Source organism: Bradyrhizobium sp. 33ap4 (assembly GCF_032654765.1).
Classification (GTDB): domain Bacteria; phylum Pseudomonadota; class Alphaproteobacteria; order Rhizobiales; family Xanthobacteraceae; genus Bradyrhizobium; species Bradyrhizobium australafricanum.
This window is the reverse complement of record NZ_JAUMTJ010000066.1, coordinates 25781-51189: the sequence shown is the minus strand read 5'-3', so window position 1 is coordinate 51189 and position 25409 is coordinate 25781. Positions and strand designations below refer to the sequence as shown.

Sequence of the window (25409 nt, the reverse complement as noted above, 5' to 3'; positions counted from 1 at the left end):
CATCGCTGGCGCTCCTTCGAATCAAAGCGCCAGTGAGAGAATCATACAACATGCTGCAGAGACGCCACTTCTTGCTGTACCGAGTCAATCTGTCGCGCCCCAAAACCGTGTAGACACGCTAGTGCGAAAGCAGGGACCCATAACCACCGATGTGTGTTGCTAGCGAAAGCTGGGGCCCCAGCCTTCGCAAGACTAGCATCGGTGGTTATGGGTCCCGGGTCGCGCGGAGCCTGTCATCGGGCGGCGCTTCGCGCCGACCCGGTGGCTTGCCCGGGACGACATCGAATATGTGGCACTCGCGTGAGTCATACATCCGCATCCTCGCGGCGCGCTGCATCCGAGTCTTGCGTTTACTTGCCTCCCCGTGGAAGCAGAGGACGCCCCGGAATGACGGTGAAAGCTTCAGGTCGAAATCGGATGACCGGCAGAAATCTTGACGGCAACATAGCGGCGTGTGTTACACCTCGAAAGCAACAGGGACGTGCGCATGACATCCACCGTCGATCTCACGAAACTGCATATTGAAGATTTCACGCCGCATCAGGATGCGGAGTTCGCGATGCAGGCGGAGAGGGATCGCGTCGTGCCGCTGAAGCTCGCCAAGGTCGAGCCCGCGGGCAACAGCGGCCGGCCGGGTGGCGCATTCTCGCTGCTGTTCACGGCGCCGAAGGGCGCGTGGCTGCCGCAGGCGATCTATCCGGTGCGGCATCCGGCATTGGGCGTGATCGAGATGTTCCTGGTGCCGATCGGTCCGGTCGCGGACGGCAATGGTTATCAGGCGATCTTCACCTGACGCTCTGCCGCCCGCCAGCGCATCAGGTCGTAAACGCCCTTGTCTTCCTCGGTGATGAAGCCGAGCCGCCGGTAGAGCCGCATCGCCGGGTTGAGCTTCTCGACGTGGATCGAGACGTCCTTGCCGGCGGCCTTCGCCTCGTCGATCGCGTCGCGCAGCAACGCTTCGCCGTAGCCCCTGCCGCGATGCTCGGGCAGGAAGGCGATGTCGATGATGCGGTGCTGGCTCGGCCACCGTTCGAGATAGAACCGGCCGACGTCTTCACCCTGGCGCGCGATCACCAGCCAATCGGCGTTCGGATAGTGCTGCTGGTAGTGCGCGTGCTGGGCGCGGAATTGCTGCTCGAGAAAGGCAGCCTTGTCGGCCTCGCTCCACGGCACCGGCGCAAGTTCCTCGGCGCGCGTCGAGGCATAGAGGCGGCCGAGGAACGGCAGGTCCGCCTCCGACAGGCGGCGAAAGCCGCAACCGACTTCGGCCGCGCGCGCCCAGCCGAAGGCGGACGTGATGGTGCCTGGCGCGTCGAGAGCCAAAACGAGCTCAGCCTCGCGCCGGGAAGACGCCCTGCAGTGCGATGCAGAAGTTCAGCGTGAGGTAAGGTTGCATGTTGTTGTGCGGAAGGTTGCCGCCCGTCATGCCGATCATGGTGGCGTTCATCTGCGTCAGTGTTGGCGCCGGGCTCCCGGGCACGTAGGCGAACGCGTTGGCCGATTTGCCGAGGATGCGGGTCGGGCTCGGGACTTGAACGTCGGCCGTGTCCTGCGTACCGACGTTCACGGGGTGGTTGTGCTGCGGTATCTGGTTTTGCAGCAGCGTCACATTGGGGGAGCCGATGGTCTCGCCGAGGTCATACAGCGACAGCCCCGGGCCCTGTCCGGGCGCCAGCGGCGCGTTGCCCTGCATGTTGGGAAGCGCGAAATTCGAGGTGCCGTTGCCGCCATAGGTGACGCCGAGCAGCGAAAACAGCGCCGTGTTCTGCGAGATCGGCAGGATCTGGCCGCTGCAGAAGGCCCAGCCCTTGGGAGCGAAGTTGAACGGAAAGATGCGGATTTCGGCGACGAAGGGGTCGGCCATGGTGTCGCGCTCCTAGCCCTGGCTCGGGAAAATGCCGGACAGCGAAATGATGAAGGTGACGCAAAGCAGCGGCTGCAAATTGCTGTGCGGCAGGTTTCCGCCGGTATTCGTCAGCATTCCGCCTGCCATGGCCCCGTCGGGCGGCTGGCCGTCGATATACATCGCGATTGTGCCGGTCGTCTGATCGAGAATATTTCCCTGCGGGTTCGACGCGGTGCCGGTCTGCTTCGCGGCGATGAAGGCGTGCGAATGCTGCGGGATCGTCTGCGTCGTGAGTGTTACGTTTTCGACGCCGCCAGTCTGCCCCATGGCATAGGTCGTGCCGCTGCTGGCGGTGCCCGTGTGGATTGGCACACGGCCGCGCAGATCGGGGACCGCGAAGGTGGATTGGCCATCGCCGCCATAGGTGGTGCCGATCAGATTGAACAGCGCGTCGTACTGGGAGATCGCCAACAGGCTGCCGTCACAGAAATTCCATCCGACCGGGGCAAAGCTGCCGCCGAACATACGGATTTCGCCTAAATAGGATTCTGACATCGGCGCTTCTCGTCAATTCTGCGAGGGGAAAATGCCCTGGAGGGCAATGCTGAAATTGATCGTCAGGAACGGTTGCATGTTCTGATGGGCCTGGCCGCCGCCGGCATTGCCCACGGTCAATGGATTGAGCGGGGTGATGTCGGTCGTCGACGTGCTGTAGCCGTTGTTGAAGGCACCGAGATAGGCCCCCGAATCGAGCGGCTGGCTACCGTTGCTGTTGGTGGCGTTGGCCAAATGATTGTGCTGCGCCATCTCGTTGATCGTGAGCGTGTGGCTCTCCTCGCCGCCGCGTTGGCCGAGCGTATAGCCGGGGCCCATACTTATCGGCACCCGGCCTCGAAGGTCGGGCAGGCCAAAAGTGACGCGCCCGTCCCCGCCATAGGTCGTACCTAGCAACGAGAACAGTGCCTGATTCTGAGCGATGGGAAGCAGTTGGCCGTTGCAAAATGCCCAACCCTTGGGCGCAAAGCCGAACGACATCATGCGGACTTCGGAAAGAAACGGATCGGCCATCGGTCCTCCGCGAATACGCCGTACGATTTGTGAAAAATTCGAAGCAATGATGCTGCGTGTGCAACGTCTGCACGATAGCGTGTTTTGTGGCTAGTGCAACCTCAACGATTGTCTGGTTTCCGCGATTTTTTCGATTCCGCGGCCGCGCGAGCCATTCGCAGTTCGCGACGAGACGGTATCGCTGCTGACGGGACCGTTGTCACGAATCGGACATGTCCAAGCGGACATCATGAGGCGATTGAAGTTTGCCGGGTCGACGGAAGCGCGGATCCCATCCATCTGAGGCAAGCCTGCCGGAACGCTTCGGCAGGCGTTGTGTAGTCGATACGGTGCCCGGTCAGACGATCAGGTCATGGTGCAACTGGGCGTGGTTGTCGGTCGGCGTGCCGCCCATGGCGGCAAACGTCGCCTCATGGCCGACCCACCATGGGGTGCCGGCATTGGCGTGCCCGCTGAACAGATCGGACCAGGTCTGGGTGTTCGCGGCCGGGTCCGCGTGGCTCGTGCTGGCCTGCGACGGTGTCTGGGTGAACGACGAGAAGTCGAAGCCGTCGCGGTTCAGAGTCGAGGATGTGTTGCTCTGCATGGGCATCGCCTTCGCCGATCCCACGTTGGCCTGCGTGACATCCGCGGCGGTTGGGAGCCGCCGCTCGCCGTCGGTGAGACTGATATACATCAGGTCGTTGGCATCGGATGACGACGTCAGGTCGGGGAGGCCGAGCACGTGTCCCAACTCATGGACCACGGCGGTCAATAGATCGAGATGACCGGCTGCGGCCGTCGACGAATCGGTCTGCAGATCGGAGCCGGAAGCATTGAGCGCGTGGGGGAACTCAAAATTGTCAAACGGTGTCGAATCGACGAACCAGCCATGGCCGGCGGCATCGGCATCGATCGTAATGTGGCCGGCGCTTTCCAGGCCGACCACCTGGCCGGCGAGATCAGCGACGCTGAAGGTGACGGCATGCAGCGCGGCCAGTTGATCCGCGTCCACGCCAGCCTTTGCCCATTGGGTAATGGCCGCCGAGACGACCGAGTCGAGCTGGCTTTGCGTCAGGTGGGTTTCACCCGGGGTCGCGACGGCGGCCTGCACGCCGCCATCCGCGGCGAGCAGCGGCGACGAGCCGAAGCCGTTGGTGCTGCCCGCCGTGACGCTGATGGTCGGCGCCGTGGTGACCGTATTGTGCGCCAGGACGTAGCTCGAGATTGCGGCGGTATCGGTCGCGCCGCCGCCATAGGACGAGCCGTCGCCCGCGTGCAGGCCGACGGTGGTGGCAAACCGATCGCGCAGCCGGATGTCGGTGCCGGTCGCGCCCGAACCGAGGAACTGATTTTCCTGGGCGCCGGTGCCGCCCAGCGTCAACGAGACGCTCTGCGCATCGCCCGCGACCGTGCCGGCATTAAGTTCGAAGCCATGAGCGCCGAACGCACCCGGGTTGGACACCGTGTTGCCCATGACGATCGCGGTCAATAGGGCGTTGCCGCCGTTCGCAGCGTCACCGGTCTGCAGTTCGATTCCGTCGTTGTTGTACTGATACAGATGATTGTTGGTGATCGTGACGCTGGAATTGGCCCCGCCCATCGTGACGAAGCCGATGTCACTGCCCTGGGCGGAGCCGCTGTTGGCGACGCCGGCGACGCCGATCGTGTTGGAATCGATCGTGCCGTTGAACGAGCTTGCGCCTGATCCCGTGCTGATGCCGAGCGCGGTGCCGAGGGCATCACGCATGGTATTGTTGGCGATGTTGAAGGTCAGGTTGGCGTGGTCGCCGGTCCCGCCGGAGCTGATGGTGATGCCGCCGCCGCCCGAGACGATATTCTGGTTGTTGTTCGAGAAACTGTTTCCGTTCAGCACGAGGTCCGAGTTGACGCCGCCGTGCAGATCGAGCTGGAACAGGTCGCCGCGCGCCGACGTGAATGTCGAATTCTGCACGGTCGCGTTGAATGTTCCGTCGGTGGCCTGGAACACCAGGGCATCGCCCGAGCTGTTTCCGGCCGCCGAATTGGTCGCGAAGGTCGAGCCGGTAATGGTGATGCGGTTGAGTGTCTGACCGCTGTTGTTGAAGACGTGGAACGCATCGAGCGCCGCGCCCGTGAAGGTCGAATTCGTTACCGACGCCGTGCCGGACAGGCCGGTGAAGTAGACGTCGCCCTCGCCGATGCCGCCGACGTTGGTGCCGTTGGTGCCGGTCACCGTGGTGTTGCCGAGGGCAAAGCCGGTGACGCTGGTGCCGACGATGCCGTAGTTCTGGAAGTCGTGCATCGCCAGATAGGACAGCTGAACGTCCTTGGTGTTGTTCAGATAGACGCCGCTGCCCTGCGTGGTGCTGCCGTCGGCGCCGGTCTTGTTGGCGATGGTGCCGCCGCTGCCCGCCGTCGAGCCGTCGCCGGTGATGTGCAGGCCGCCGTTGCCGGCGGCGGTGCCGGTGTTCGACAGGATGATGCCGTTGTTGGACCCGCCGCTCGAGGTGATGCTCTTGAGGATGAGGTTGGACGAGCCGATCTGGGTGTTCTCGACATCGAGCGCGGTGCCGGTGCCCGACGTGATGGAGTTGTTGGTGCCGGTCAGCGTGATGGTGCCGCCATGGGTGAAGCTCATGCCGGTGCCGCTGGCAGTCTTGACCGTGATGTCGGACATCGTGACGGTGCCGACATTGTTGTTGTCGTCGCTGATGCCCATGCCGGTCGAGGCCGAGGTGTCGATGCTGACGCCGCTGATGCTGTGGCCCGAGGTGCCGAGCAGGTCGATGCCGTTGTCGGCGCCGGTCACCTTGATCACCGGATCGGTGCCGGTCGCAGTGTTGGCGGTCACCACGGCGCCGGTCACCGGATTGGTGAACGTCAGGGAGTGACTGCCGCCGACCAGGTTGACGCCATTGGCGAGGTTGATGCCGTTGGCCTCGGTATAGGTGCCGGACCTCAGCACGACATAGTCGCCAGAGCCGGCCGGATTCGCCGCGTTGTAGGCGGCGATCGAGGTGTATGGATCGGCCGCGGTGCCGAGATTGGCGCTGTTGGCCAGCGCCGTGGGCGAGTTGTCGATATAGAACACCTGCGGGACGACGCCGACGTGGAAGGTCTGGGCGCCCGACGTGAGCGGCCCGCCGGTGCCGGTGTTGCCGTTGTCGTTGATGTTCAGCGTGACGGTATCCGAGCCGGTGAAGCCGTCGTCGCTGTTGTATGTCAAGGTCGCCAGCGCGGTGTTGACCTGTGCGACGGTGCCGGTCAGCGTCACCGTGTGGCTGCTGTTGTTGGTGGAGCTGGCGAGCCCGGCGGTATTGAAGGTCAGGTTCGCATGGCTCGAGGCAATCGTCGCCGTGACGTTGCCGCTGGCGGCATCGATGTCGGCGACCGAAAGTCCTGAAACCGCGAAGTCGGTGTGCGAGAATGCCGTGCCGATCGAATTGTCCGCCGGCACCGACGCGGTGGGTCCGTCGTCCACCGCGGTGACGCTTCCCGTCGTCGATCCCGTCCCGGTGTTGCTGCCGCCATTCGCGGTACCGCCGTCATCGTGCACGGTCAGGCTGTAGGAGCGCGCGGTGGTGTCGGGGTTTTCGCTGGTGTTGTTGAACTGGATCAGGTCCAGCGCCGCATTGTAGTGCGCAAGCGTGTCGGTACCGGTGAAGCTGATCGTTTCGGTACCGGCGGTGCTGGTGATCTCGAAGTGGATGCCGCCGATATCGCCGCTGTTGCCGGCGTGGCCTGCGATCGACAGCGCATCCGACGGCTTCAGATTGTTCAGAACGAAGGTCGCATCGGTCAGGTTATTGCCTTCGGCGTCCGTGATCGTCAGGTTCGGCGTGATCGTGACCGGCGTCGAGTTCGCTGCCGGCGTGCCGTTCGGCGGCTCGGAGAAGCCGGTGATGGCACCGAAGCTCACGACCGGCGCATCGTTGACCGGCGTGACGTGGATGGTCGAGGTCGAGGTGTTGCTGCTGTCGGTGCCGTCGGTGACCGTAAAGCTGACGGTGCGATCCGCCCCGGATGGGTTGTCGCTCGAGTTGAAATAGGTGATGGAATCGAGCGCGGCCTTGTAGTTGGCGACGCTGGCGGAGCCGGTCAGCGTCAGCACGCCGGTCCCGGAATTGTACGAGCCGGTGATGCCGTTCTGGTTGACGAAGCCCAGCACGTCCTGGCCGGCGGCGAAGCCGCCGGTGATCTGCACCGTCGCGCCGGTCAGATTGGCGCTGTCGACGTCGGTCACGTTGACCGACGCATCGATCACGGTCGCGGCCTGGTTTTCGGTGTAGTTCAGCGTGCCGCCGGCGGTCGTGACCGGCGGATCGTTGACCGGCGTGACGTTGATGGTGCCGGTGACCGGCGTGGAGGTCGCCGTGCCGTCGTTTGCGATGATCGTGACGGTGCGCGCCAGGCCCGACGGGTTGTCGCTGGTGTTCTGATAGGTCACCGAGGCGAGCGCCGCCTGATAATCGGCGACGCTGGCGGTGCCTGTCAGCGTCAGCATGCCGGTTCCCGCATTGAACGAGCCGGTGATGCCGTTCTGGGACGTAAAGGCGAGGACGTCCTGACCGTTCGCGTAGTTGCCGGTGATCTGCACCGTCGCGCCGGTCAGCGTGGTGTTGTCGACGTCGGACACGATGATCGCCGGGTCGAACGCGGTCGCGGCCTGGTTCTCGGTGTAATTGAGGGTGTGACCGGCGGTGACGACGGGCGGGTCGTTGACCGGGGTGACGTTGATGGTGTCGGTGACCGGCGAGCTGTCGAGCGTGCCGTCATTGGTCGTGATGGTGACGGTGCGCGCCAGCCCGGACGGATTGTCGCTGCTGTTGATGTAAGTCACCGACGCCAGCGCGGCCTGGTAGTTCGCGACGCTGGAGGAGCCGGTCAGCGTCAGCGTTCCGGTCGCGGCATTGAACGAGCCGGTGATGCCGTTCTGGTTGGTGAAGCCGAGGACATCCTGGCCGCTGGCATAGTTGCCGGTGATCTGCACCGTCGCGGACACCAGATTGGCGTCATCGCCGTCGGTGACGGTGATCGCCGAATCGATCACGGTCGCGGCCTGGTTCTCGGTGTAGTTCAGCGTGTGGCCGGCGGTGACGACCGGCGCCTGGTCGACCACGACGGCGATGGTGAAGGTCTGCTGGCTGTGCAGCGTACCGTCGCTCGCATCGACCGTGACGTCATAGGACGGGTCGGCAATGTTGATCTTGCTGGGATCGGCGACCGTGATCTTGCCGGTGGTCGCATCGATGGTGAAGCCGCCGCCGGAAGTGTCGCCGACCAGCGAATAGGTCACGGCGGGGCCGTTGACGTCCGTCGAGGATGCCGTGACGCTGGTTCCCGCGCCGACCGGTGCGTTGACCGCAACGCGGTTGGCGCCGGCGTCGGCATCGACCGGGGTCGACGGCGCGACGTCGGTGACGGCGATGGTGAAGGTCTGCGAACTCGTGAGCAAACCGTCGCTGGCCTGCGCGGTGACGGTGTAGGCGTGCCCGGCCGGGTTTTCGTAATCGATCTTGGAGCTGTCCGCGACGGTGATGACGCCCGTCGTCGCGTTGATGGTGAAGCCGCCGCCGGAGGTGTCGCCGATCAGCGACCAGATCACGGCCGGGCCGTTGACGTCGGTTGCCGCCGCGGTGATGCCGACGGTCGAGCCGTTGGCAGCGCCTTCGGCGATCGTGTTGGTGCCGGCGTCGGCATCGACCGGGGTCGACGGTGCGGCGTCGTTGACGGCGATGGTGAAGCTCTGCGAGCTCGCCAGCGTGCCGTCGCTGGCCTGCGCGGTCACCGTATAAGAATGGGTCGGGCCGCTGCCCTCATAATCGATCTTGGTCGGGTCGGCGACGGTGATGACGCCGGTCGTCGGGTCGATGGTGAAGCCGCCGCCGGAGGTGTCGCCGATCAACGACCAGGTCACGGCCGGGCCGTTGACGTCGGTCGCGTGCGCGGTGATGCCGACCGCAGTGCCGGCAGCCGCGCCTTCGACAACGATGTTGGCGGCGGCGTCGCCGTCGACCGGCGTCGACGGCGCAACATCTGCGATGTTGATGGTGAAGGTCTGCGAGCTCGCCAGCGTGCCGTCGCTGGCTTGCGTGGTGACGGTGTAGCTGCCGCCCGAGCTTTCGAAATCGAGCTTGCTCGAATCGGCGACCGTGACGACGCCGGTTGCGGCATTGATGGTGAAGCCGCCGCCGGAGCTGTCGCCGATCAGCGAATAGGTCACGGCCGGACCGTTGATGTCGGTCGCCGACGCGGTGATGCCGACGGTCGAGCCGTTGGCTGCGCCTTCAATGACGGTGTTGGCGCCGGCGTCGGAGTCGACCGGGGTCGACGGCGCGACGTCGGTGACGGCGATCGTAAAGGTTTGCGAGCTCGCCGTCGTGCCGTCGCTGGCCTGCGCGGTGACGGTGTAGGAATGGGTCGGACCGCTGCTCTCGTAATCGAGCTTGCTGCCATCCGCGACGGTGATGACGCCGGTTGTCGCGTCGATGGTGAAGCCGCCGCCGGAGGTGTCGCCGATCAGCGAATAGGTCACGGGCGGGCCGTTGACGTCGATCGACGACGCCGTGACACCGACGGTCGAGCCGTTGGCCGCGCCTTCGGCGATCGCATTGGCGCTGGCGTCGCTGTCGACCGGGGTCGACGGCGGGGCTTCGGTGACGGCGATGGTGAAGGTCTGCGAGGTCGCAAGGGTGCCGTCGCTGGCCTGCGCGGTGACGGTATAGGCGTGGCCGGGCGCGCTTTCGTAATCGAGCTTGCTCGGGTCGGCGACGGTGATGACGCCCGTTGTCGCGTTGATGGTGAAGCCGCCGCCGGAAGTGTCGCCGGTCAGCGAATAGGTTACCGCCGGGCCGTTGATGTCGGTCGAGGATGCGGTGACGCCGACCGTGGTGCCGACGGCCGCGCCTTCGACGACGGTATTCGCGGCAGCATTGCTGTCGACCGGGGCCGCCGGCGCAACGTCGGTGACGTTGACGGTAAAGGTCTGCGTGCTGGTCTGCGTGCCGTCGCTGGCCTGCGCGGTGATCGTGTAGGCGTGGCCGGGCGCGGTTTCGAAATCGACCTTGGTGGGATCGGCGACGGTGACGACGCCGGTCGCGGCGTTGATGGTGAGGCCGTGGGCATCGCCGACCAGCGAATAGGTCACGGTGCCGCCATTGATGTCGGTGGCGTGCGCGGTGATGCCGACGGCGGTGCCGATGGCGGCGCCTTCGACCACTGTGTTGGTCGCGGCGTCAGAGTCGGTGGGAGCCGACGGCGGGGCGTCGGTCACGCCGATCGTGAAGGTTTGCGTCGTCGTGGTCGCGCCACTCGTCGCCTGCACCGTGATGGTGTAGGCGTGGCCCGGCGCGCTCTCGTAATCGAGCTTGTTCGGATCGGCGACGGTGACGACACCCGTCGTGGCATTGATGGTGAAGCCGCCGCCGGAGGTGTCGCCGGTCAGCGAATAGGTGGTTGCGGGGCCGTTCGGATCGACCGCGGAGGCGGTGATGCCGACCAGCGTATTGACGGCAGCGCCTTCGACGACGCTGTTGGCGGCGGCATTGACGTCGACCGGGGTGCTGACCGCCACGTCGTTGACGTTGATCGTGAAGCTCTGCGAGCTGACGCCGCCATGGCCGTCGCTGGCCTGGACCGTGATGGTGTAGGCGTGACCCGGCGCGGTCTCGAAGTCGATCTTGGTGGAATTGGCGACGGTGACGATGCCGGTGGTGGGATCGATCTTGAAGCCGCCATTGGAGGAATCCGATGTCAGCGAGTAGGTGACGCCGGGGCCGTTGACGTCGGCCGACGACGCGGTGATGCCGACCGAGGTGTTGACCGCGGCGCCCTCGTTGACGGCGTTGGCGGTGGCGTTGCCGTCGGTCGGTGTCGAGGGCGGCGCATTGCTGACCGCGATCGTGAAGCTCTGCGACGAGACGAAGATACCGTCGGTCGCCTGCACATTGACAACGTAGCTGCCGCCGGAGCTCTCGAAATCGACCTTGGAGGGATCGGCAATCGACACGACGCCGGTATTCGGATCGACCTTGAAGCCGCCATGCGAGGAATCGGACGCCAGCGAATAGGTGACCGGAAGACCGATCAGGCTGGTGGATTGCGCGGTGATGCCGACCGACGTACTGGCTGCGGCGCCCTCAACGACCGTGTTGGCGCCGGAATTGGCGTCGGTCGGAGGCGATAGGAAGCCGGGCACCGGCGGCCACGGCGTGCCGGGAGGACAGCCTAGGTAAAGATATTGCAGACCATACGTATTGACGAACGCCTGCGCGGCCGGATCCAGAATGATATTGCCGCTCGGATCGAGATGAAGCTCGGGGCGGGTTAAACCACCGATTGTATAGGCAGGTATGGTCGTCATGAGTACTCCCGCGATCGGCGTGAAAGCCGATCAACTAACTACAATTTTTGGGGACGACGAGGTGTGAAGCAGTTCACACGTTGAGGTTGACTACTTGCGATCCGAGATCGCACCGGTCTGCTCGCAATATGCGGACACCGCGACGGTTGCGGAGTCCCGACATCAGCAAGTTCAAATGCGCTTGCCATTACGTAATCGCTTCCACTCACTCACGCCGCGAGAAAGGCCCAATGAATGTTCGAGAAAAGCGCGGCGGCCAAGAAAATTTACCGGTTGGCAACCACGACCGTATTGTCGATGCTTCCGAGTGTCAATGTGTGTCCACGTGACACCGCGCCGTTAACCACGATTCGGCCATGCAGCGGGAGGTAGAGTGTGGGAACTCGACCATTTTTAATCTTGTGCGACCCCCGGTGGTTTCTGCGCCGCAGGCGGAATTGTCGTTGTGTGACGAACATGTGTCGGTGATTCGCCTTGTGATTGATTCCCGGCAAGCCGTCTGTGATCTCTCCTCACCCGAAAGGCCAGTGAATCTGTCCCTTCCTGTCGTCACGGCTTTGCGATCACGTCGTAAGGCTTTCAGATTGCGCAACTATTCGCTTGATCCGGCGGCCATCTTGAACAGACTGGGGGGCGGCTACATCTGTGACGTCCGCTGCCGCGACATTGCGGTGGTCCATCCGCGTTGAATCACCGCAAGTTCAATTGCGACTTTCGTAGCCCTGCACTGATCCTGGGGGAGAGGGAATTGAGTTCGATCGACAGAACGGGGCGTGTGGCTCCGGTGACCGGCGTCGAGCGTCATTCGCTTCGCCGCCATGCCTCGCGTGGCCCGTCGCTCAAGCCTTGGCTCGGCCTTGCGCCGATCGGGCTGCTGGCCGCGCTGGCGCTCGGCGGCTGCGACAACAAGAGCGCGCAATCGCAGGCCGCGCCTCCGCCGCCACCCGTGACCGTCGCGCAACCGGTCAAGCGCACCGTCACCGACTGGGACGAGTTCACCGGCCGCTTCGAGGCGATCGAGGAGGTTCAGGTCCGCGCCCGTGTCGGCGGCTTCGTCAACAGCGTCGAGTTCAAGGATGGTGCGATCGTCCACGCCGGCGATCTGCTCTACATTATCGACCCGCGGCCGTTCGAGGCGGTCGTGCTGCAGGCCGAAGGCCAGCTGGCCGACGCGCGCGCCAAGGGGGAGCTTGCCAAGCGCGATCTCGAGCGCGGGCTGAACCTCGTGCAGACCAGCGCGGTCTCGGAGCAAGTCGTCGATCAGCGCCGTCAGGCGTTGCAGGCGGCACGCGCCGCCGAGACCCAGGCCGAGGGCACGCTGAAGGCCGCGCAGCTCAACGTCGAATTCACCCATGTGCTGGCGCCGATCACCGGCCGCGTCAGCCGGCATCTGGTCACTCCGGGCAATCTCGTGCAGGGCAGCGAGGGCGGCGCGACGCTGCTGACCTCGATCGTGTCGCTCGATCCGATCTACATCTATTTCGACGTCGACGAGGCGACCTATCAGCGCAATAGCAAGCTGTGGTTCGAAGGCAGGCGGCCGAGCTCGCGCGACACCGCGAACCCGGTGCAGGTGACGCTGACCGGCGAGACCAAGCCCTCGCATGAAGGCAAGATGGACTTCCTCGACAATCGGCTCGACGTCTCGACCGCGACGCTGCGCAGCCGCGCGATCATTCCGAACAAGGATCTGTCGGTCCTGCCCGGCCAGTTCGGCCGCGTCCGTATCATCGGCTCCTCGCCCTATGAGGCGCTGTTGATCCCGGACAGCGCTGTTGCCACCGACCAGTCGCGCAAGATCGTGTTCGTGGTCAAGGACGACAACACGGTGGAAGCAAGAGCGGTCACGCTCGGGCCGCTCGACGATGGCTTGCGCGTCGTCCGCGAAGGCCTCAAGGCGGAGGATCACGTGATCGTCGACGGCCTGCAGCGCGCCCGCGTCGGCGCCAAGGTGACGCCGAAGATGGCGCAGGCTCCGGCGGATTCCAAGCCCGCCGCAGGCGACAAGCCCGCGGCCGCTGACAAGCCCGCCTCAGGTGCCAAACCATGAATCTCGGCAGGCTCTCCATCAACCAGCCCATCCTCGCGATGGTGCTGTCGATCGTGCTGCTGATCGTCGGCGCGATCGCCTATCCGACGCTGCCGGTCTCGGAATATCCGCAAGTGGTGCCGCCGACCGTCGTCGTCACCACGCAATATCCGGGCGCCTCGGCGCAGACCGTGTCCGACACCGTCGCCGCGCCGATCGAGCAGGAGATCAACGGCGTCGAGGACATGCTGTATCTCTACAGCCAGGCGACGTCGAACGGCCAGCTCACCATCACAGCGACCTTCAAGCTCGGCACCGACCTCGACAAGGCCCAGGTGCTGGTGCAGAACCGCGTCGCGATCGCGCAGCCGCGGCTGCCCGAAGAGGTGCAGCGCAACGGCGTGACCACGCGCAAGAACTCGCCCGACATCCTGATGGTCGTGTTCATGCTGTCGCCCGATGACACGTTCGACCAGCTCTACATCTCCAACTACGCGCTGCTGCAGGTCCGCGACCAGCTGTTGCGGCTCGATGGCGTCGGCGACATCCAGATGTTCGGCGCGCGCGATTACTCGATGCGGCTGTGGCTCGATCCCGACCGGATCGCCAATCTCGGTCTGACCTCGACCGAGGTGCTGGCGGCGATCCGGGCGCAGAACCTGCAAATCGCCGGCGGCCAGATCGCCGAGCCGCCGATCGCCGATCGCGCATTCCAGCCGAACCTCGTCTTCACCGGCCGCCTCAAGGACATCAGGCAGTTCGAGGACATCGTGGTGAAGGCCGGCTCCGACGGCCGCACGGTACGTCTGCGCGACGTCGCCCGCGTCGAGCTCGGCGCGCTGTCCTACGCCACCAACAGCTTCCTGCTGCGCAAATCCGCGGTCGCCCTGCTGGTGACGCAACGGCCCGGATCGAACGCGCTCGCCACCGCCAAGAGCATCTCCGACACGATGGAGCGGATGAAGGCGAGTTTCCCGAAGGGGCTCGACTACAATATCGGCTACAACCCGACCGAATTCATCGCCCAATCGGTCCACGAGCTGATCAAGACGATCTACGAGGCCATGGCGCTCGTCGTCATCGTGGTGCTGGTGTTCCTGCAGGGATGGCGGCCTGCGATCATCCCGATCATCGCGATCCCGGTGTCGCTGGTCGGCACCTTCGCGGTGATGGCGGCGCTCGGCTTCTCGATCAACAATCTGACGCTGTTCGGCCTCGTGCTGGCGGTCGGCATCGTGGTCGACGACGCCATCGTGGTGGTCGAAAATGTCGAGCGGCATCTCGAGCACGGCATGAGCAGGCGCGACGCTGCGCTCAAGACCATGGAGGAGGTCGGCGGCGCGCTGGTCTCGATCGCGCTGGTGCTGTGCGCGGTGTTCGTGCCGACCGCCTTCCTCGGCGGCATTTCCGGGCAGTTCTTCCAGCAATTTGCGGTGACGATCGCGGTCGCGACCGCGATCTCCTGCTTCTGCTCGTTGACGCTGTCGCCGGCGCTGGCCTCGCAGATCCTGGTGCCGCATGAGGCGAAACGCCCGCCGGCGCGCTGGAACATCATCGCGCGCGGCTGGGACAGCTTCACCGCGCTGTTCAACCGCGTGTTTGACCGGCTCGCGCACGGCTATGCATCGGTGGCCGACTTCGTGATCCGGCATACGGTGGTGATGCTTGCGCTCTACCTCGTACTTATCGGCAGCGCCGGCTGGCTGCTCGCGACCACCTCGCAGGGCTTCATTCCGGCGCAGGACCGCGGCTACGTCATCATCTCGGCGCAGCTGCCGGGCGCCGCGTCGCTGGCGCGGACCACCGCTGTTGTGCGCGAGATCGAGCGGATTGCGCTGGATACGCCGGGCATCGTTCGCGTCGCGGCTTTCGCCGGCTTCTCCGGTGCGACGCGCACGCAGCAGGGTAACGCCGCGGCGCTGTTCCCGGTATTCGACGAGCCGGAGGCGCGCCTGAAGAAGGGGCTGACGGCGAACGCGATCACGGCCGAATTGCGCAAGCGTCTGTCGGTGATCCAGGGCGCCTTCATCATCGTCATTCCGCCGCCGGCCGTGCCCGGCATCGGCACCGGTGGTGGCTTCACCATCCGCGTCCAGGACCGGCAGGGGCGCGGACCCGAACTGCTGGCTTCCGCGACCGATGAACTGGTGACAGCCGCGCGCAAATCGCCGTCTCTCACGTCGGTGTTCTCGCCGTTCACCGCGAACACGCCGCAGCTGTTCGTCGACATTGATCGCGTCAAGGCGCAGAAGCTCGGGGTGCCGATCGCCAACATTAACGACACGATCCAGACCTATTTTGGTTCGACCTATGTCAACGACTTCAACCTGTTCGGCCGCACCTATCACGTTACCGCGCAAGCCGATCTGCCGTTCCGGAAAGACAGCCCCGATCTCGCAAGGCTGCGCACCCGCAACGTCGCCGGCGACATGGTGATGCTCGGCAGCATCGTGGACTTCAAGGACGTCTCGGGACCCGACCGCGTCGCGCGCTACAATCTGTACTCGGCGTCCGAACTGCAGGGTGAGCCGGCACCCGGCGTGAGCTCGACGACGGCGCTCAACACCATCAAGCAGCTCGCCGACCAGACATTGCCGAGTGGCTTTTCGTTCGAGTGGACCGACCTGTCCTATCAGCAGGTGACCGGCGCCAATGCCGGCCTCTACGTGTTCCCGATCTGCGTGCTGTTCGTCTATCTGGTGCTGGCCGCGCAATATGGCAGCTGGACATTGCCGTTCGCGGTGATCCTGATCGTGCCGATGTGCCTGTTCGCGGCCACGATCGGCGTGCGCCTGATGGGCCAGGACGTCAACATCCTGACCCAGATCGGCTTCGTGGTGCTGGTGGGGCTGGCCGCCAAGAACGCGATCCTGATCGTCGAGTTCGCACGCGACATCGAGCTCGAGGGGAGGTCGCGGCTGGACGCGGTGATCGAGGCCTGCCGGCTCCGTCTGCGGCCGATCCTGATGACCTCGTTCGCCTTCATCCTCGGCGTGCTGCCGCTGGTGGTATCGACCGGTTCGGGCTCGGAGATGCGGCAGGCGGTCGGCGTTGCCGTGTTCTTCGGCATGCTCGGCGTCACCCTGTTCGGCCTGATCTTCACGCCGATCTTCTACATGGTGGTGCGCAACCTCGCGGAAGGAAAGAACGAGGGCAAGCCGGCCGAGCCCAAGGCAACCGTGGCGGGTTGAGGGCGGCACCCAACGTTCCGCAGCAGCAAGTCCTTGCCCGTCATCCTGAGGAGCCTGCGAAGCAGGCGTCTCGAAGGATGCACGGCCACCGGCCGGGCCGTCGACCCTTCGAGACGCGCGTTCCGCGCTCCTCGGGGTGACGGGAAGCTAGCAAGTGCTGTCGACGCAGCCCATACTTTTGGCTGAGCGGAAAGAGATGGGCAGGCGTGGGGTTATAAAATAATGTCGCGCCGATTTTCCTGATAGAAACTGCTGGGAGAGCATAGAATGAAGTCCGGATTTTTGGCCGCGGTCGCGGCCTGCAGCCTGATGCTTGCGGCGCCGGCGATGGCCCAGGGCGTCAAGATCGGCATCCTGAACGATCAGTCCGGCGTCTATGCCGACTACGGCGGCAAATATTCGCTCGAAGCCGCGCGGATGGCGGTCGAGGATTTCGGCGGCGAGGTGCTGGGACAGAAGATCGAGATCGTTACCGCCGACCATCAGAACAAGCCGGATCTTGCGACCGCGATCGCGCGGCGCTGGTACGAGGTCGAGAACGTCGACATGATCACCGAGCTTACGACGTCGTCGGTCGCGCTCGCGGTGCAGGAGCTGTCGAAGGAAAAGAAGAAGATCGACATCGTGGTCGGCGCGGCGACCTCCCGTATCACCGGGGATGCCTGCACGCCCTACAGCTTCCACTGGGCCTATGACACCCGCGCGCTCGCGGTCGGAACCGGCGGTGCGCTGACAGAAGCCGGCGGCAACACCTGGTTCTTCCTGACCGCCGACTACGCCTTCGGCTACGCGCTGGAGAAGGACACCAGCGACATCGTCACCTCAAAGGGCGGCAAGGTGGTCGGCTCGGTCCGCGTGCCGCTCAATTCGTCGGACTTCTCGTCCTTCCTGCTGCAGGCGCAGAGCTCGAAGGCCAAGATCATCGGGCTCGCCAACGCCGGACTCGACACCACCAACTCGATCAAGCAGGCGGCCGAGTTCGGCATCGTGCGCGGCGGCCAGAAGCTTGCCGGCCTGTTGATGACGCTGTCGGAGGTGCACGGTCTCGGGCTCGAGGCGGCGCAGGGTCTCGTGCTCACCGAGGGCTTCTACTGGGACCACGACGACGCCTCGCGCGCCTTTAGCGAGCGCTTCTTCAAGCGCACCAGCCGGATGCCGAGCATGATCCATGCCGGCACCTATTCGGCGACGCTGAGCTATTTGAAGGCTGTGAAGGCCGCCGGCACCAAGGACAGCGAGGCGGTCGCCGCCAAGCTGAAGGAGCTGCCGGTCGATGACGCCTTCGCCAAGGGCAAGGTGCTCGCGAACGGCCGCATGGTGCACGACCTCTATCTGTTCGAGGTCAAGAAGCCCTCGGAGTCGAAGAAGCCGTGGGACTATTACAAGCAGATCGCCGTGGTGCCCGGCGACAAGGCCTTCTTCACCGCCAAGGAAAGCGGCTGCCCGCTGACCAAGTGAGGCGAATATCCACGGGTGGTGTCGTCCTGGCGAAAGCCAGGACCCATTACCCAGATTGGATGTTGTTGCACCACGCTGTGGCCATCAGATTGCCCATAACCACGCTCTGTGGTTATGGGTCCTGGCTTTCGCCAGGACGACGGTAGTGGTTATGGCGCGACCGCGCCTTCAATGCGCCAGCCGCCACACCGCGCCGCCGATCGCGCCAACCCAGAGGATGACGCAGGCGAGCGCCTGGATGGCGAAGCCGGGGCTGCGTTTCGCCACCGCTTCGCGATAGCCGATGAAATAGACGATGCGGCCGATCACCCAGATCGTGCCGACCGCCGCCGCGGCGGCATCGCCGACATAGACCGCGAACAGCCAGAGCGACGGCAGGAAGATCGGCATCCATTCCAGCGTGTTCATCTGGATGCGGTAGATGCGCTCGAAATCCGGATTTCCCGTGATCGCCGGCAGCTTGACCCCGTAGACCGCGCGGGCGCGGGCGACCTGCAGCGCGAAGAAGAAGTGCAGCGCGACCGCAAGGCAGGTGACGATGGCGGTGTAGTGGTACATGTCAGGCGTGTCCTCTTTCCATTGGCCCCGATGTCATGACGGGACAGCGAAGCCCGGTGTGACATGCGGCCTTGCTTTACCTCTCCTCGCGCGCGGGGAGAGGTCGGAACGCATCGTCAGATGCGTTCCGGGTGAGGGGGGACCTCGGCGAGACCAACTGTCACCGAGTACGCGGAGACGGCCCCTCACCCCAACCCTCTCCCCGTAAGAACGGGGCGAGGGAGCACAGTTATGCCGCGGCCCCATTCGGACCAATTCCGTCACGTCCTAGTACCCCGTCATCTCAAGATAGCCGATTCCGGCGTGGCTGCCTGAGAAGCGGATCGGGCCTTCCCAGTACGGGAAGCTGGTTCCCATCCAGCTCCGTGCATTGAGCGGCGTGGTCTCGATGGCAAGGCCGCGTGCGGGCAGGCTGACGCGCCATGACGTCGGCAGCTTGCGGCCGTCGATCTCGGTGGTCGCGAGCGGCGCGATGCTGTTGCCGCTGGCGGCGATCTCGGCCGAGCGGCCGTCCGGCGTGATCCAGTTGCCGAACAGGTTTTCGCGGCCGTCCTTCTGGCGCAGCCGGTACAGCATCAGCTTCTCGTCGCCGGGCAGATGCAGCGAGAACCAGTCCCAGCCGGTCTGATCGGCCGCCAATGGCTGGCTGCTCCATTCGCGATCCATCCACGCCGAGCCCGTGACGTCGACCGGTCTGTCGTCGATTACGATGCGGCCGGACGCCTTGTAGAACGGCTGGCTGTAGTAATAGGAGGCTTGCCCGCGATCCGACTTGCGGCTGTAGCCGCGGTCGCCCTGCAGCACCAGCGCGCGGTCGGCCTCGAGCCGCAGCGCGGTGCTGAAGTCGGCGGCGGAGGCCTTGAGCTCGAGCGGTGCGACGCGCTGAGCATCGAACGCGTCGCGCCCGCGCAGCTCCCAGGCGTCGATCCAGGCGCGGAACGGAGTGGCTTCGACAGCGGCCTGCCCGACGCCGCCGCGGGCAAAGGTTTCGCTGAAGCGGTGCGTGCCGGCGCTGGTCACGGCGGCGTGGCCCATCCAGAGCTGCTGATTGGCCCAGCCCTCGGCCGGTCCGCCCGCTTTCATCGCTTGGCGGAACAGCGTCCATTGTGCGCCATAGGCCGCGCCGCTCGTGTCGGACAGGTTGGCGGTCACGTACCACCATTCGATCCGGAATTCCGGATGCGGGCCGTGGTCCGCGGGGAACGTGAATGGCTTGCCCGGCGTGACGGCGGCAAATCCTTCCGCGGTCTCGCCGAGCCCGGCGAAGCCCTGCGCGAACGTCTTGCCGCCGAGCGCCAGCCCCAGCGTACCGCCGGCAAAGGCGCGACGGGTGATGGTGCCGCTAGCGCTCATTGACAAAGATCCTGATCAGGCTGGCGGGCTGCATGCGCGCCAGCCTCGCGACCGGAAGCGCCGCGGCACAGAATGCGGCGGCCAGCGCCACCGCGAGCAGCTCGATCAGCTGCAGCGGGAAAATGTGGAACGGCAGCCGCCAGCCGAACGCCTTGACGTTGACGATCGCAAGCAGGCACCACGCCACCAGCAGGCCAAGCGGCAGCGCAAACAGCGCGGTGATCAGCGCGACCGCCATGGTCTTCAACAGTTCGAGCGCGGCGAGCCGCCGCCGGGTCAGGCCGATCGCCCACAGCGGCGCCAGCTGCGGCAGCCGCGAATTGGCCAGCGTGAGCAGGCTGGTCAAAAGCGCAATGCCGGCGACGCCGAGCGTGAAGGCGTTGAGCGCGGCGGTCACCGAGAAGGTGCGGTTGAAGACCCGCTTCGATTCCGTTTTCATCCTGGCCTGGTCGGCGATGTTGCGATCATCGAGACCGAATTTCTCCTGTAGCGCGGTGATCAGCGGTGCGATCTTATCCGGTGCCACGCGGAGGCCCATCCGTGTCATTGGTGTCTGCGGGAAGCGCCGGGTCAGCGCGGCGAAGTTGACCGCGATCTGGCCCTTGGGGTTGCCGTAATCGGCATAGATGCCGACGATCTCGAGCGGCCAGTTGCCGCCGGGGGCGGGTACCTCGATATGATCGCCGATCGCCAGCTTCATCCGCCGCGACAGCTGCTCGCTGACGAGGCAGGTGTCGCCGGGCCGCAGCCGAACCCACGCATTTGCGACGCTTTCGAGCAACGGCCAGCTGTCGTGATAGGTGGCGTGGTCGGGCAGGCCGAGCACCTCGATCGGCGCGCCGTCGAGCTGGGTGTCGGCGCGGCCGCCGGGCAGGATGGCCTGAACCTCGGGCCGATCGCGCAGCCAGGCCTTGATCTCCTTTGCCTGCTGATCGCTGGCGGCGCTGATGTAAACGTCGGCGGCGAGCCTTCCGTCGAGCCAGACCAGGAAGGTGCGGTTGAAACTTTCCACCATGGTGCCGACGCCGACATTGACCGCGAGCGCAAGCAGCAGCGCCATCAGCGCCAGCGACAGTCCCGACAATTGCTGGCGGCTGTCGGCCCAGAACCAGATGCCGACCGGCGCCCGCGCGCTGCGCTGCCCGAAGGCCAGCGCAATCTGCAGGACCATCGGCAGGATCAGCGCCGCGCCGAGCATCAGCGCGGCGAGCACGGCGAAGCCCGCGATCAGGGAATCGCCGAACCAGATCAGGCCCGCGGCGACCGCAAACACCGCGAGTGCCGCCGCGCTCTGGAGCAGCAGCCAGCGCCGCTGCGCCTGCTGCCAGGCCTGCGGCTGCGCCGTCGCCAGCACCGGCATCCGGATCGCCTTGGCAAGGCTCGCAGCCGCCGCGGCGAGCGCGCCAAGAATGCTGATAGCGATGCCGGCGAACCACCAGGCGGGTTTAAGCGAAAGCTGTCCGGGAATCTGCGCGCCATAGAGCCCGCGCAGCGAGGCCGCGACATCCGGCAGCAAGGCAGCCGCAACGAAGTAGCCGCAGACGAGGCCGATGAGGCCGGCGACCAGCGCCAGCGACACCAGCTCGATCACCAGCACGGTGTTGAGCATTCGCGCCGAGAGGCCACAGGCGCGCAGTGTGCGCAGCATCGGCAGCCGCTGCTCGAAGGCGAGGCCGATCGCGGAGTTGACGATGAACAGGCCGACGAAGAACGACAGCAGCCCGAACGCGGTGAGGTTGAGATGGAAGCTGTCGGTGAGGCGTTCGAGGTCGCTCTCCGCGCTCGGCTCGACCAGGCGGAGCTTGTCACCCGCCACGTTTTCGAACGCTGTGTGCGGCGCTTTGGACTTGCCGACGAGCAGGCGCGAGACCTGGCCGGGCACTTTGAGGATGTCCTGCGCGATGCCGATATCGACGATCAGTGCGCCGGGCGCGAGCTCGGCCTGCACGCGCAGCGGCGGCAAGCTCATGCCGTTGGCCTGCGGCCGCTCGCCTTCCTTGAGGCCGAGATCGCGCAGCGTTTCGCCCGCCACCAGCATTTCGCCCGGCGGCGTGACGAAGGACTGCAGGCTGCCGCGTCCGACCGCCGGCGCGTTGCCGACCTCGGACGGCAGCGTCACCGGCTCGACGCCGAGCAGGCGGAAGCTGCGCCCGTCGATCTGGACCCGGCCCTCCAGCATCGGCGACACCGGCCAGCCGGCACGGCGCAGATCGACGAACAGTTGTTGCGGGAGGGTCGCGCTGTCCCTGGCGACCAGCATTGCAGTCCGCGATCCGCCGAAGGTCGCGGCGGCGCGGTCATAGGCGATGCGCGCCTGCTGGTTCAGCGCCTGCACGCCGCTCCATAGCGCGGTGGCCGAGATCAGTCCGATCAAGAGCGTTGCGAGCTGCATCGGATGCCGCCGCCAGTGGCTGAGCAGCACCGCGAGGATCCACAGCGCGCGCCTCATGCGACGATCCCGGCATGCAGGGTGATCTGGCGGTCGAGCGTCGCCGCGAGCCGCGCGCTATGCGTGACCATCAGGAAGCCGCAGCCGGTGCGGGTCACCAGATCGCGTGCCAGCGCCAGCACCTCGTCGGCGGTGTCCTCGTCGAGATTGCCGGTCGGCTCGTCGGCGAGCAGCAACAGCGGCTTTGGCGCCAGCGCGCGGCCGATCGCGACGCGCTGCTGCTGGCCGCCGGACAGTTGCTCGGGATAGCGCTTCAGCAGCTGCTTCAGCCCAAGGCGCTCGACCAGTTCGTCGTGCCAGACGGCGTCATGCCGTCCGGCGATGCGCGACTGAAACACGAGATTGTCCGCGACCGTCAGGCTCGGGATCAAATTGAACTGCTGGAACACGAGGCCGAGCCGGTTGCGGCGCAATTCGGCACGACCGGCGTCGCTGAGGTGGGAGACGACGGTGTCGGCGAGAGCGATCTCGCCGCTATCGGCGGCATCGAGCCCCGCGATCAGATGCAGCAGCGTGCTCTTGCCGCTGCCGGATTCGCCTGATAGCGCCACGCTCTCGCCGGTCGCAACGGCAAGGTCGACGCCGCGCAGCACAGCGACGTCTTCCCCGGCAGAACGGTAACTCTTGGTCAGGCCGGTGACGCGAAGCACCGCGGCGGTCTGGTCAGATGAAGCGATGGCTGGGCCTCATTGCGGCTTCTGGTATTTCAGGACGAACTCGTCGATCGGCACCGGTGCCTTGAAGACGGGAATGTCCTTGGGGTCCTCCGCATGATGCAGGAAATCGCCCTCGGCCACCAGCTTGAAGCCCGCCGCCTCGATCTCCTGCTTCAAGGTGCTCTCCTCGATCCGGTGCAGCGTCTTGGCGACACCGGTGCCTGCGCCCGTCTTGGCCGAGTGATCCGCGATCACGAGCAAGCCGCCCGGCTTGAGCGCGGCGAACATCTTCTTGTTCATCGCGGCGCGGTCGACAGGCAGATAGGTGATGTCGTGATAGAAAAAGAAGAAGGTGATCATGTCGAGGTCCTTGACCTCGGGCGGGATCGGGTCGTCATAGTCCCGCACCACATGGACCACGTTCTTCATCGCCGGCGCCTTGGCGCGGGTGTCGAACTTGTCCTTGACGAAGCGCTCGAGCACGGTCGCGGAATCCTGTGCGTAGACCTTGCCCGACGGGGCGACGGTGCGCGCCAACAGTTCGGTGCTGTAGCCGGCGCTCGCCGCCATGTCGAGGATCGTCATACCCGGCTTGACGCCGGCAAAGGTGAGCATCTTGGCCGGCTGCCGGCGCTGGTCGACCTGACGATCCGCATCGCTGCGATCGGGTGCGGCGACGATCGCGGCGTAGTCGGGATTGGCGGCGTCTTCCGCGCGAACTTGAGGCGCGGCAAGCAGCGCGGCGGACATAAGTGCAGCGCAAGCGGTGGCACGTAGGATCAATCTGTTCATGAAATAACCCCGGGAGCTTTTCGTTGGCCCTGAACATAGCAGTCGGGACATGACAGTTAACCGCTCCACTGGCGCGACCGACGCGATCGTGATCGGGCCGTTAGAAGCGCTCCGGGGCGCACAACCCCGAGGAAATGCGGTGTTGCGTTGCACGGCGAGGCGTGGCTAGCATCGCCGGACGGGGCCGATTTACGAAGCCAAAACGAAACGACGGGGAGCCGGACATGACGACGCAAGCGACGTCCAAGAGGACGTCAGAGGGGCTGTCAAAGGGGACGCCGAAGGGCGCCTGGCAAATCACCTTCCTTCTATTCCTGTTCATGGTGGTGAACTTTGCCGACAAGATCGTGGTCGGGCTCGCCGGCGTGCCGATCAAGAAGGAAATGGGCCTCACCCAGGAGCAGTTCGGCGATCTCGGCTCGTCATTCTTCCTCTTGTTCTCGATCTCGGCGATCGTGGTCGGCTTCATCGTCAACCGCGTCGCCACTCGCTGGGTGCTGCTGATCCTGGCGGTGATCTGGTCGCTGGCGCAGTTTCCGATGGTCGGCACCGTCAGCTTCACGACGCTGGTGATCTGCCGCATCATCCTCGGCGCCGGCGAGGGGCCGGCGTTCTCGGTCGCGGCGCACGCGATCTACAAATGGTTTCCGGACGAGAAGCGTACGCTGCCGACCGCGATCCTGTCGCAGGGCTCCGCGTTCGGCGTGATCCTCGCGGTGCCCGCGCTGAACTGGATCATCGTCAATCACAGCTGGCATCACGCCTTCGGCGCGCTCGGCATCGTCGGCCTGATCTGGGCGGTCGCCTGGTTCGCGCTCGGCAAGGAAGGGCCGCTGGTGTCGACGTCTGCCGTGACGGCTGACGAGCCGCGGATTCCGTATTGGAAGCTGTTGACCTCACGCACCTTCATCGGCTGCGTGGTGGCAACCTTCGGCGCCTATTGGGCGCTGTCGCTCGGGCTCACCTGGTTCACGTCCTTCATCATCGAGGGGCTCGGCTTCTCGCAGCACCAGGCCGGCTTCGTCTCGATCCTGCCCTGGATCTTCGGCGCGACGATCGTGCTGCTGACCGGCTGGATCTCGCAGCTGATGCTGACGCGCGGCTTCACCACTCGCGGTGCGCGCGGCGTGCTCGGCTCGGTGCCGCTGATCTTCGGCGGCGCCATCCTTGCGATGCTGCCCTATGCGCCGCCCGGCGGGATCATGATCGCGCTGCTGGTGATCGGCTCCGGCCTGTGCGGCTCGATCTACGTGGTGTGCCCGCCAATGCTCGGCGAGTTCACGCCGGTGTCGCAGCGCGGCGCGATCATCGCGATCTACGGCGCGCTCTACACGATCTCGGGCATCCTGGCGCCGATGGTGATGGGCAATGTGATCCAGCACGCGGCAACGCCGATGGCCGGTTACATGTCCGGCTTCACTATCAACGCGGCGATCATGGCCGGCTCCGGCCTGCTCGGATTGCTGCTGCTGTGGCCGAACAGCGAGCGGGCGCGGCTGACCGGCACGTCGCAGCCGGCGGGCACGATCAAAGGCGCGATGTCGCCGACGTAAGGGGCGCACCTCTGGCAACTCGCTCCACTTCGCCTCTCCCCTTGTGGGAGAGGCCGGATTTCGCGCGTCAGCGGGAAATCCGGGTGAGGGGTCTGCCTCCGCGAGCTCCGTCCCTCGAGAGACCGCAACCCCT

15 protein-coding genes are annotated in these 25409 nt (G+C 65.4%); 5 read left to right on the top strand and 10 right to left on the bottom strand.

The window, feature by feature from the left end; genetic code table 11:
• Positions 1 to 487 precede the first annotated feature (487 nt).
• Complete coding sequence (locus Q2M23_RS36035) at positions 488 to 793, top strand: DUF6916 family protein (protein ID WP_316398564.1); 306 nt, start codon at positions 488 to 490, stop codon at positions 791 to 793.
• Here the strand turns inward: Q2M23_RS36035 and Q2M23_RS36030 are convergent.
• The 5 genes from Q2M23_RS36030 to Q2M23_RS36010 all read right to left on the bottom strand — a co-directional run bounded on the left by Q2M23_RS36030 (position 775) and on the right by Q2M23_RS36010 (position 11237).
• Positions 775 to 1323 (bottom strand): GNAT family N-acetyltransferase, encoded by a 549-nt coding sequence (locus tag Q2M23_RS36030; protein WP_244559027.1) that lies wholly within the window; start codon positions 1321 to 1323, stop codon positions 775 to 777. The genes Q2M23_RS36035 and Q2M23_RS36030 overlap by 19 nt on opposite strands.
• Before the next feature lie 7 nt (positions 1324 to 1330).
• Positions 1331 to 1864 (bottom strand): phage tail protein, encoded by a 534-nt coding sequence (locus Q2M23_RS36025; protein WP_057021215.1) that lies wholly within the window; start codon positions 1862 to 1864, stop codon positions 1331 to 1333.
• Between the two features lie 12 nt (positions 1865 to 1876).
• Positions 1877 to 2401 (bottom strand): phage tail protein, encoded by a 525-nt coding sequence (locus Q2M23_RS36020; RefSeq protein ID WP_168858612.1) that lies wholly within the window; start codon positions 2399 to 2401, stop codon positions 1877 to 1879.
• Positions 2402 to 2413: 12 nt separating this feature from the next.
• Positions 2414 to 2914: a phage tail protein gene (locus Q2M23_RS36015; RefSeq protein ID WP_076834879.1), complete on the bottom strand. Its 501-nt coding sequence runs from the start codon at positions 2912 to 2914 to the stop codon at positions 2414 to 2416.
• 337 nt (positions 2915 to 3251) lie between these two features.
• On the bottom strand, positions 3252 to 11237 hold the full coding sequence (locus tag Q2M23_RS36010) for a cadherin domain-containing protein (RefSeq protein ID WP_316398561.1): 7986 nt from the start codon (positions 11235 to 11237) through the stop codon (positions 3252 to 3254).
• Between the two features lie 865 nt (positions 11238 to 12102).
• Here Q2M23_RS36010 and Q2M23_RS36005 point away from each other — a divergent pair.
• The 3 genes from Q2M23_RS36005 (at position 12103) to Q2M23_RS35995 (ending at position 17915) form a co-directional block, all read left to right on the top strand.
• A complete protein-coding gene (locus Q2M23_RS36005) occupies positions 12103 to 13287 on the top strand; it encodes an efflux RND transporter periplasmic adaptor subunit (protein ID WP_316398568.1) in 1185 nt (394 codons plus the stop codon).
• On the top strand, positions 13284 to 16457 hold the full coding sequence (locus Q2M23_RS36000; protein ID WP_168858610.1) for an efflux RND transporter permease subunit: 3174 nt from the start codon (positions 13284 to 13286) through the stop codon (positions 16455 to 16457). Before Q2M23_RS36005 ends, Q2M23_RS36000 begins: the two co-directional genes overlap by 4 nt.
• Before the next feature lie 267 nt (positions 16458 to 16724).
• Complete coding sequence (locus Q2M23_RS35995; protein WP_057021219.1) at positions 16725 to 17915, top strand: ABC transporter substrate-binding protein; 1191 nt, start codon at positions 16725 to 16727, stop codon at positions 17913 to 17915.
• Between the two features lie 168 nt (positions 17916 to 18083).
• Here Q2M23_RS35995 and Q2M23_RS35990 read toward each other — a convergent pair whose 3' ends face one another.
• The 5 genes from Q2M23_RS35990 to Q2M23_RS35970 form a co-directional block, all read right to left on the bottom strand.
• Positions 18084 to 18473 carry an MAPEG family protein gene (locus tag Q2M23_RS35990; RefSeq protein ID WP_253638371.1) on the bottom strand — a complete coding sequence of 130 codons (390 nt, stop codon included), beginning with the start codon at positions 18471 to 18473 and terminating at the stop codon, positions 18084 to 18086.
• Positions 18474 to 18740: 267 nt separating this feature from the next.
• Positions 18741 to 19826, bottom strand: a complete 1086-nt coding sequence (locus Q2M23_RS35985; protein WP_316398560.1) for a lipocalin-like domain-containing protein — start codon at positions 19824 to 19826, stop codon at positions 18741 to 18743.
• Positions 19816 to 22275 carry an ABC transporter permease gene (locus tag Q2M23_RS35980; protein ID WP_316398559.1) on the bottom strand — a complete coding sequence of 820 codons (2460 nt, stop codon included), beginning with the start codon at positions 22273 to 22275 and terminating at the stop codon, positions 19816 to 19818. Before Q2M23_RS35980 ends, Q2M23_RS35985 begins: the two co-directional genes overlap by 11 nt.
• Entirely contained in the window at positions 22272 to 22925 is a 654-nt protein-coding gene (locus tag Q2M23_RS35975; protein ID WP_316398558.1) for an ABC transporter ATP-binding protein, read from the bottom strand. Before Q2M23_RS35975 ends, Q2M23_RS35980 begins: the two co-directional genes overlap by 4 nt.
• A 36-nt stretch (positions 22926 to 22961) precedes the next feature.
• Positions 22962 to 23723 (bottom strand): class I SAM-dependent methyltransferase, encoded by a 762-nt coding sequence (locus Q2M23_RS35970; protein WP_057021224.1) that lies wholly within the window; start codon positions 23721 to 23723, stop codon positions 22962 to 22964.
• Positions 23724 to 23947: 224 nt separating this feature from the next.
• Between Q2M23_RS35970 and Q2M23_RS35965 the strand changes: the two genes are divergently transcribed.
• A complete protein-coding gene (locus Q2M23_RS35965; RefSeq protein ID WP_253638375.1) occupies positions 23948 to 25276 on the top strand; it encodes an MFS transporter in 1329 nt (442 codons plus the stop codon).
• The last annotated feature ends 133 nt before the right edge of the window (positions 25277 to 25409 follow it).

Coding starts and splice junctions, on each gene's coding strand:
- Q2M23_RS35985 (WP_316398560.1), bottom strand. CDS start 19,826: ATGAGCGCTAGCGGCACCATCACCCGTCGCGCCTTTGCCGGCGGTACG.
- Q2M23_RS35990 (WP_253638371.1), bottom strand. CDS start 18,473: ATGTACCACTACACCGCCATCGTCACCTGCCTTGCGGTCGCGCTGCAC.
- Q2M23_RS35970 (WP_057021224.1), bottom strand. CDS start 23,723: ATGAACAGATTGATCCTACGTGCCACCGCTTGCGCTGCACTTATGTCC.
- Q2M23_RS35965 (WP_253638375.1), top strand. CDS start 23,948: ATGACGACGCAAGCGACGTCCAAGAGGACGTCAGAGGGGCTGTCAAAG.
- Q2M23_RS36035 (WP_316398564.1), top strand. CDS start 488: ATGACATCCACCGTCGATCTCACGAAACTGCATATTGAAGATTTCACG.
- Q2M23_RS35995 (WP_057021219.1), top strand. CDS start 16,725: ATGAAGTCCGGATTTTTGGCCGCGGTCGCGGCCTGCAGCCTGATGCTT.
- Q2M23_RS36015 (WP_076834879.1), bottom strand. CDS start 2,914: ATGGCCGATCCGTTTCTTTCCGAAGTCCGCATGATGTCGTTCGGCTTT.
- Q2M23_RS36025 (WP_057021215.1), bottom strand. CDS start 1,864: ATGGCCGACCCCTTCGTCGCCGAAATCCGCATCTTTCCGTTCAACTTC.
- Q2M23_RS35980 (WP_316398559.1), bottom strand. CDS start 22,275: ATGAGGCGCGCGCTGTGGATCCTCGCGGTGCTGCTCAGCCACTGGCGG.
- Q2M23_RS36020 (WP_168858612.1), bottom strand. CDS start 2,401: ATGTCAGAATCCTATTTAGGCGAAATCCGTATGTTCGGCGGCAGCTTT.
- Q2M23_RS36010 (WP_316398561.1), bottom strand. CDS start 11,237: ATGACGACCATACCTGCCTATACAATCGGTGGTTTAACCCGCCCCGAG.
- Q2M23_RS36000 (WP_168858610.1), top strand. CDS start 13,284: ATGAATCTCGGCAGGCTCTCCATCAACCAGCCCATCCTCGCGATGGTG.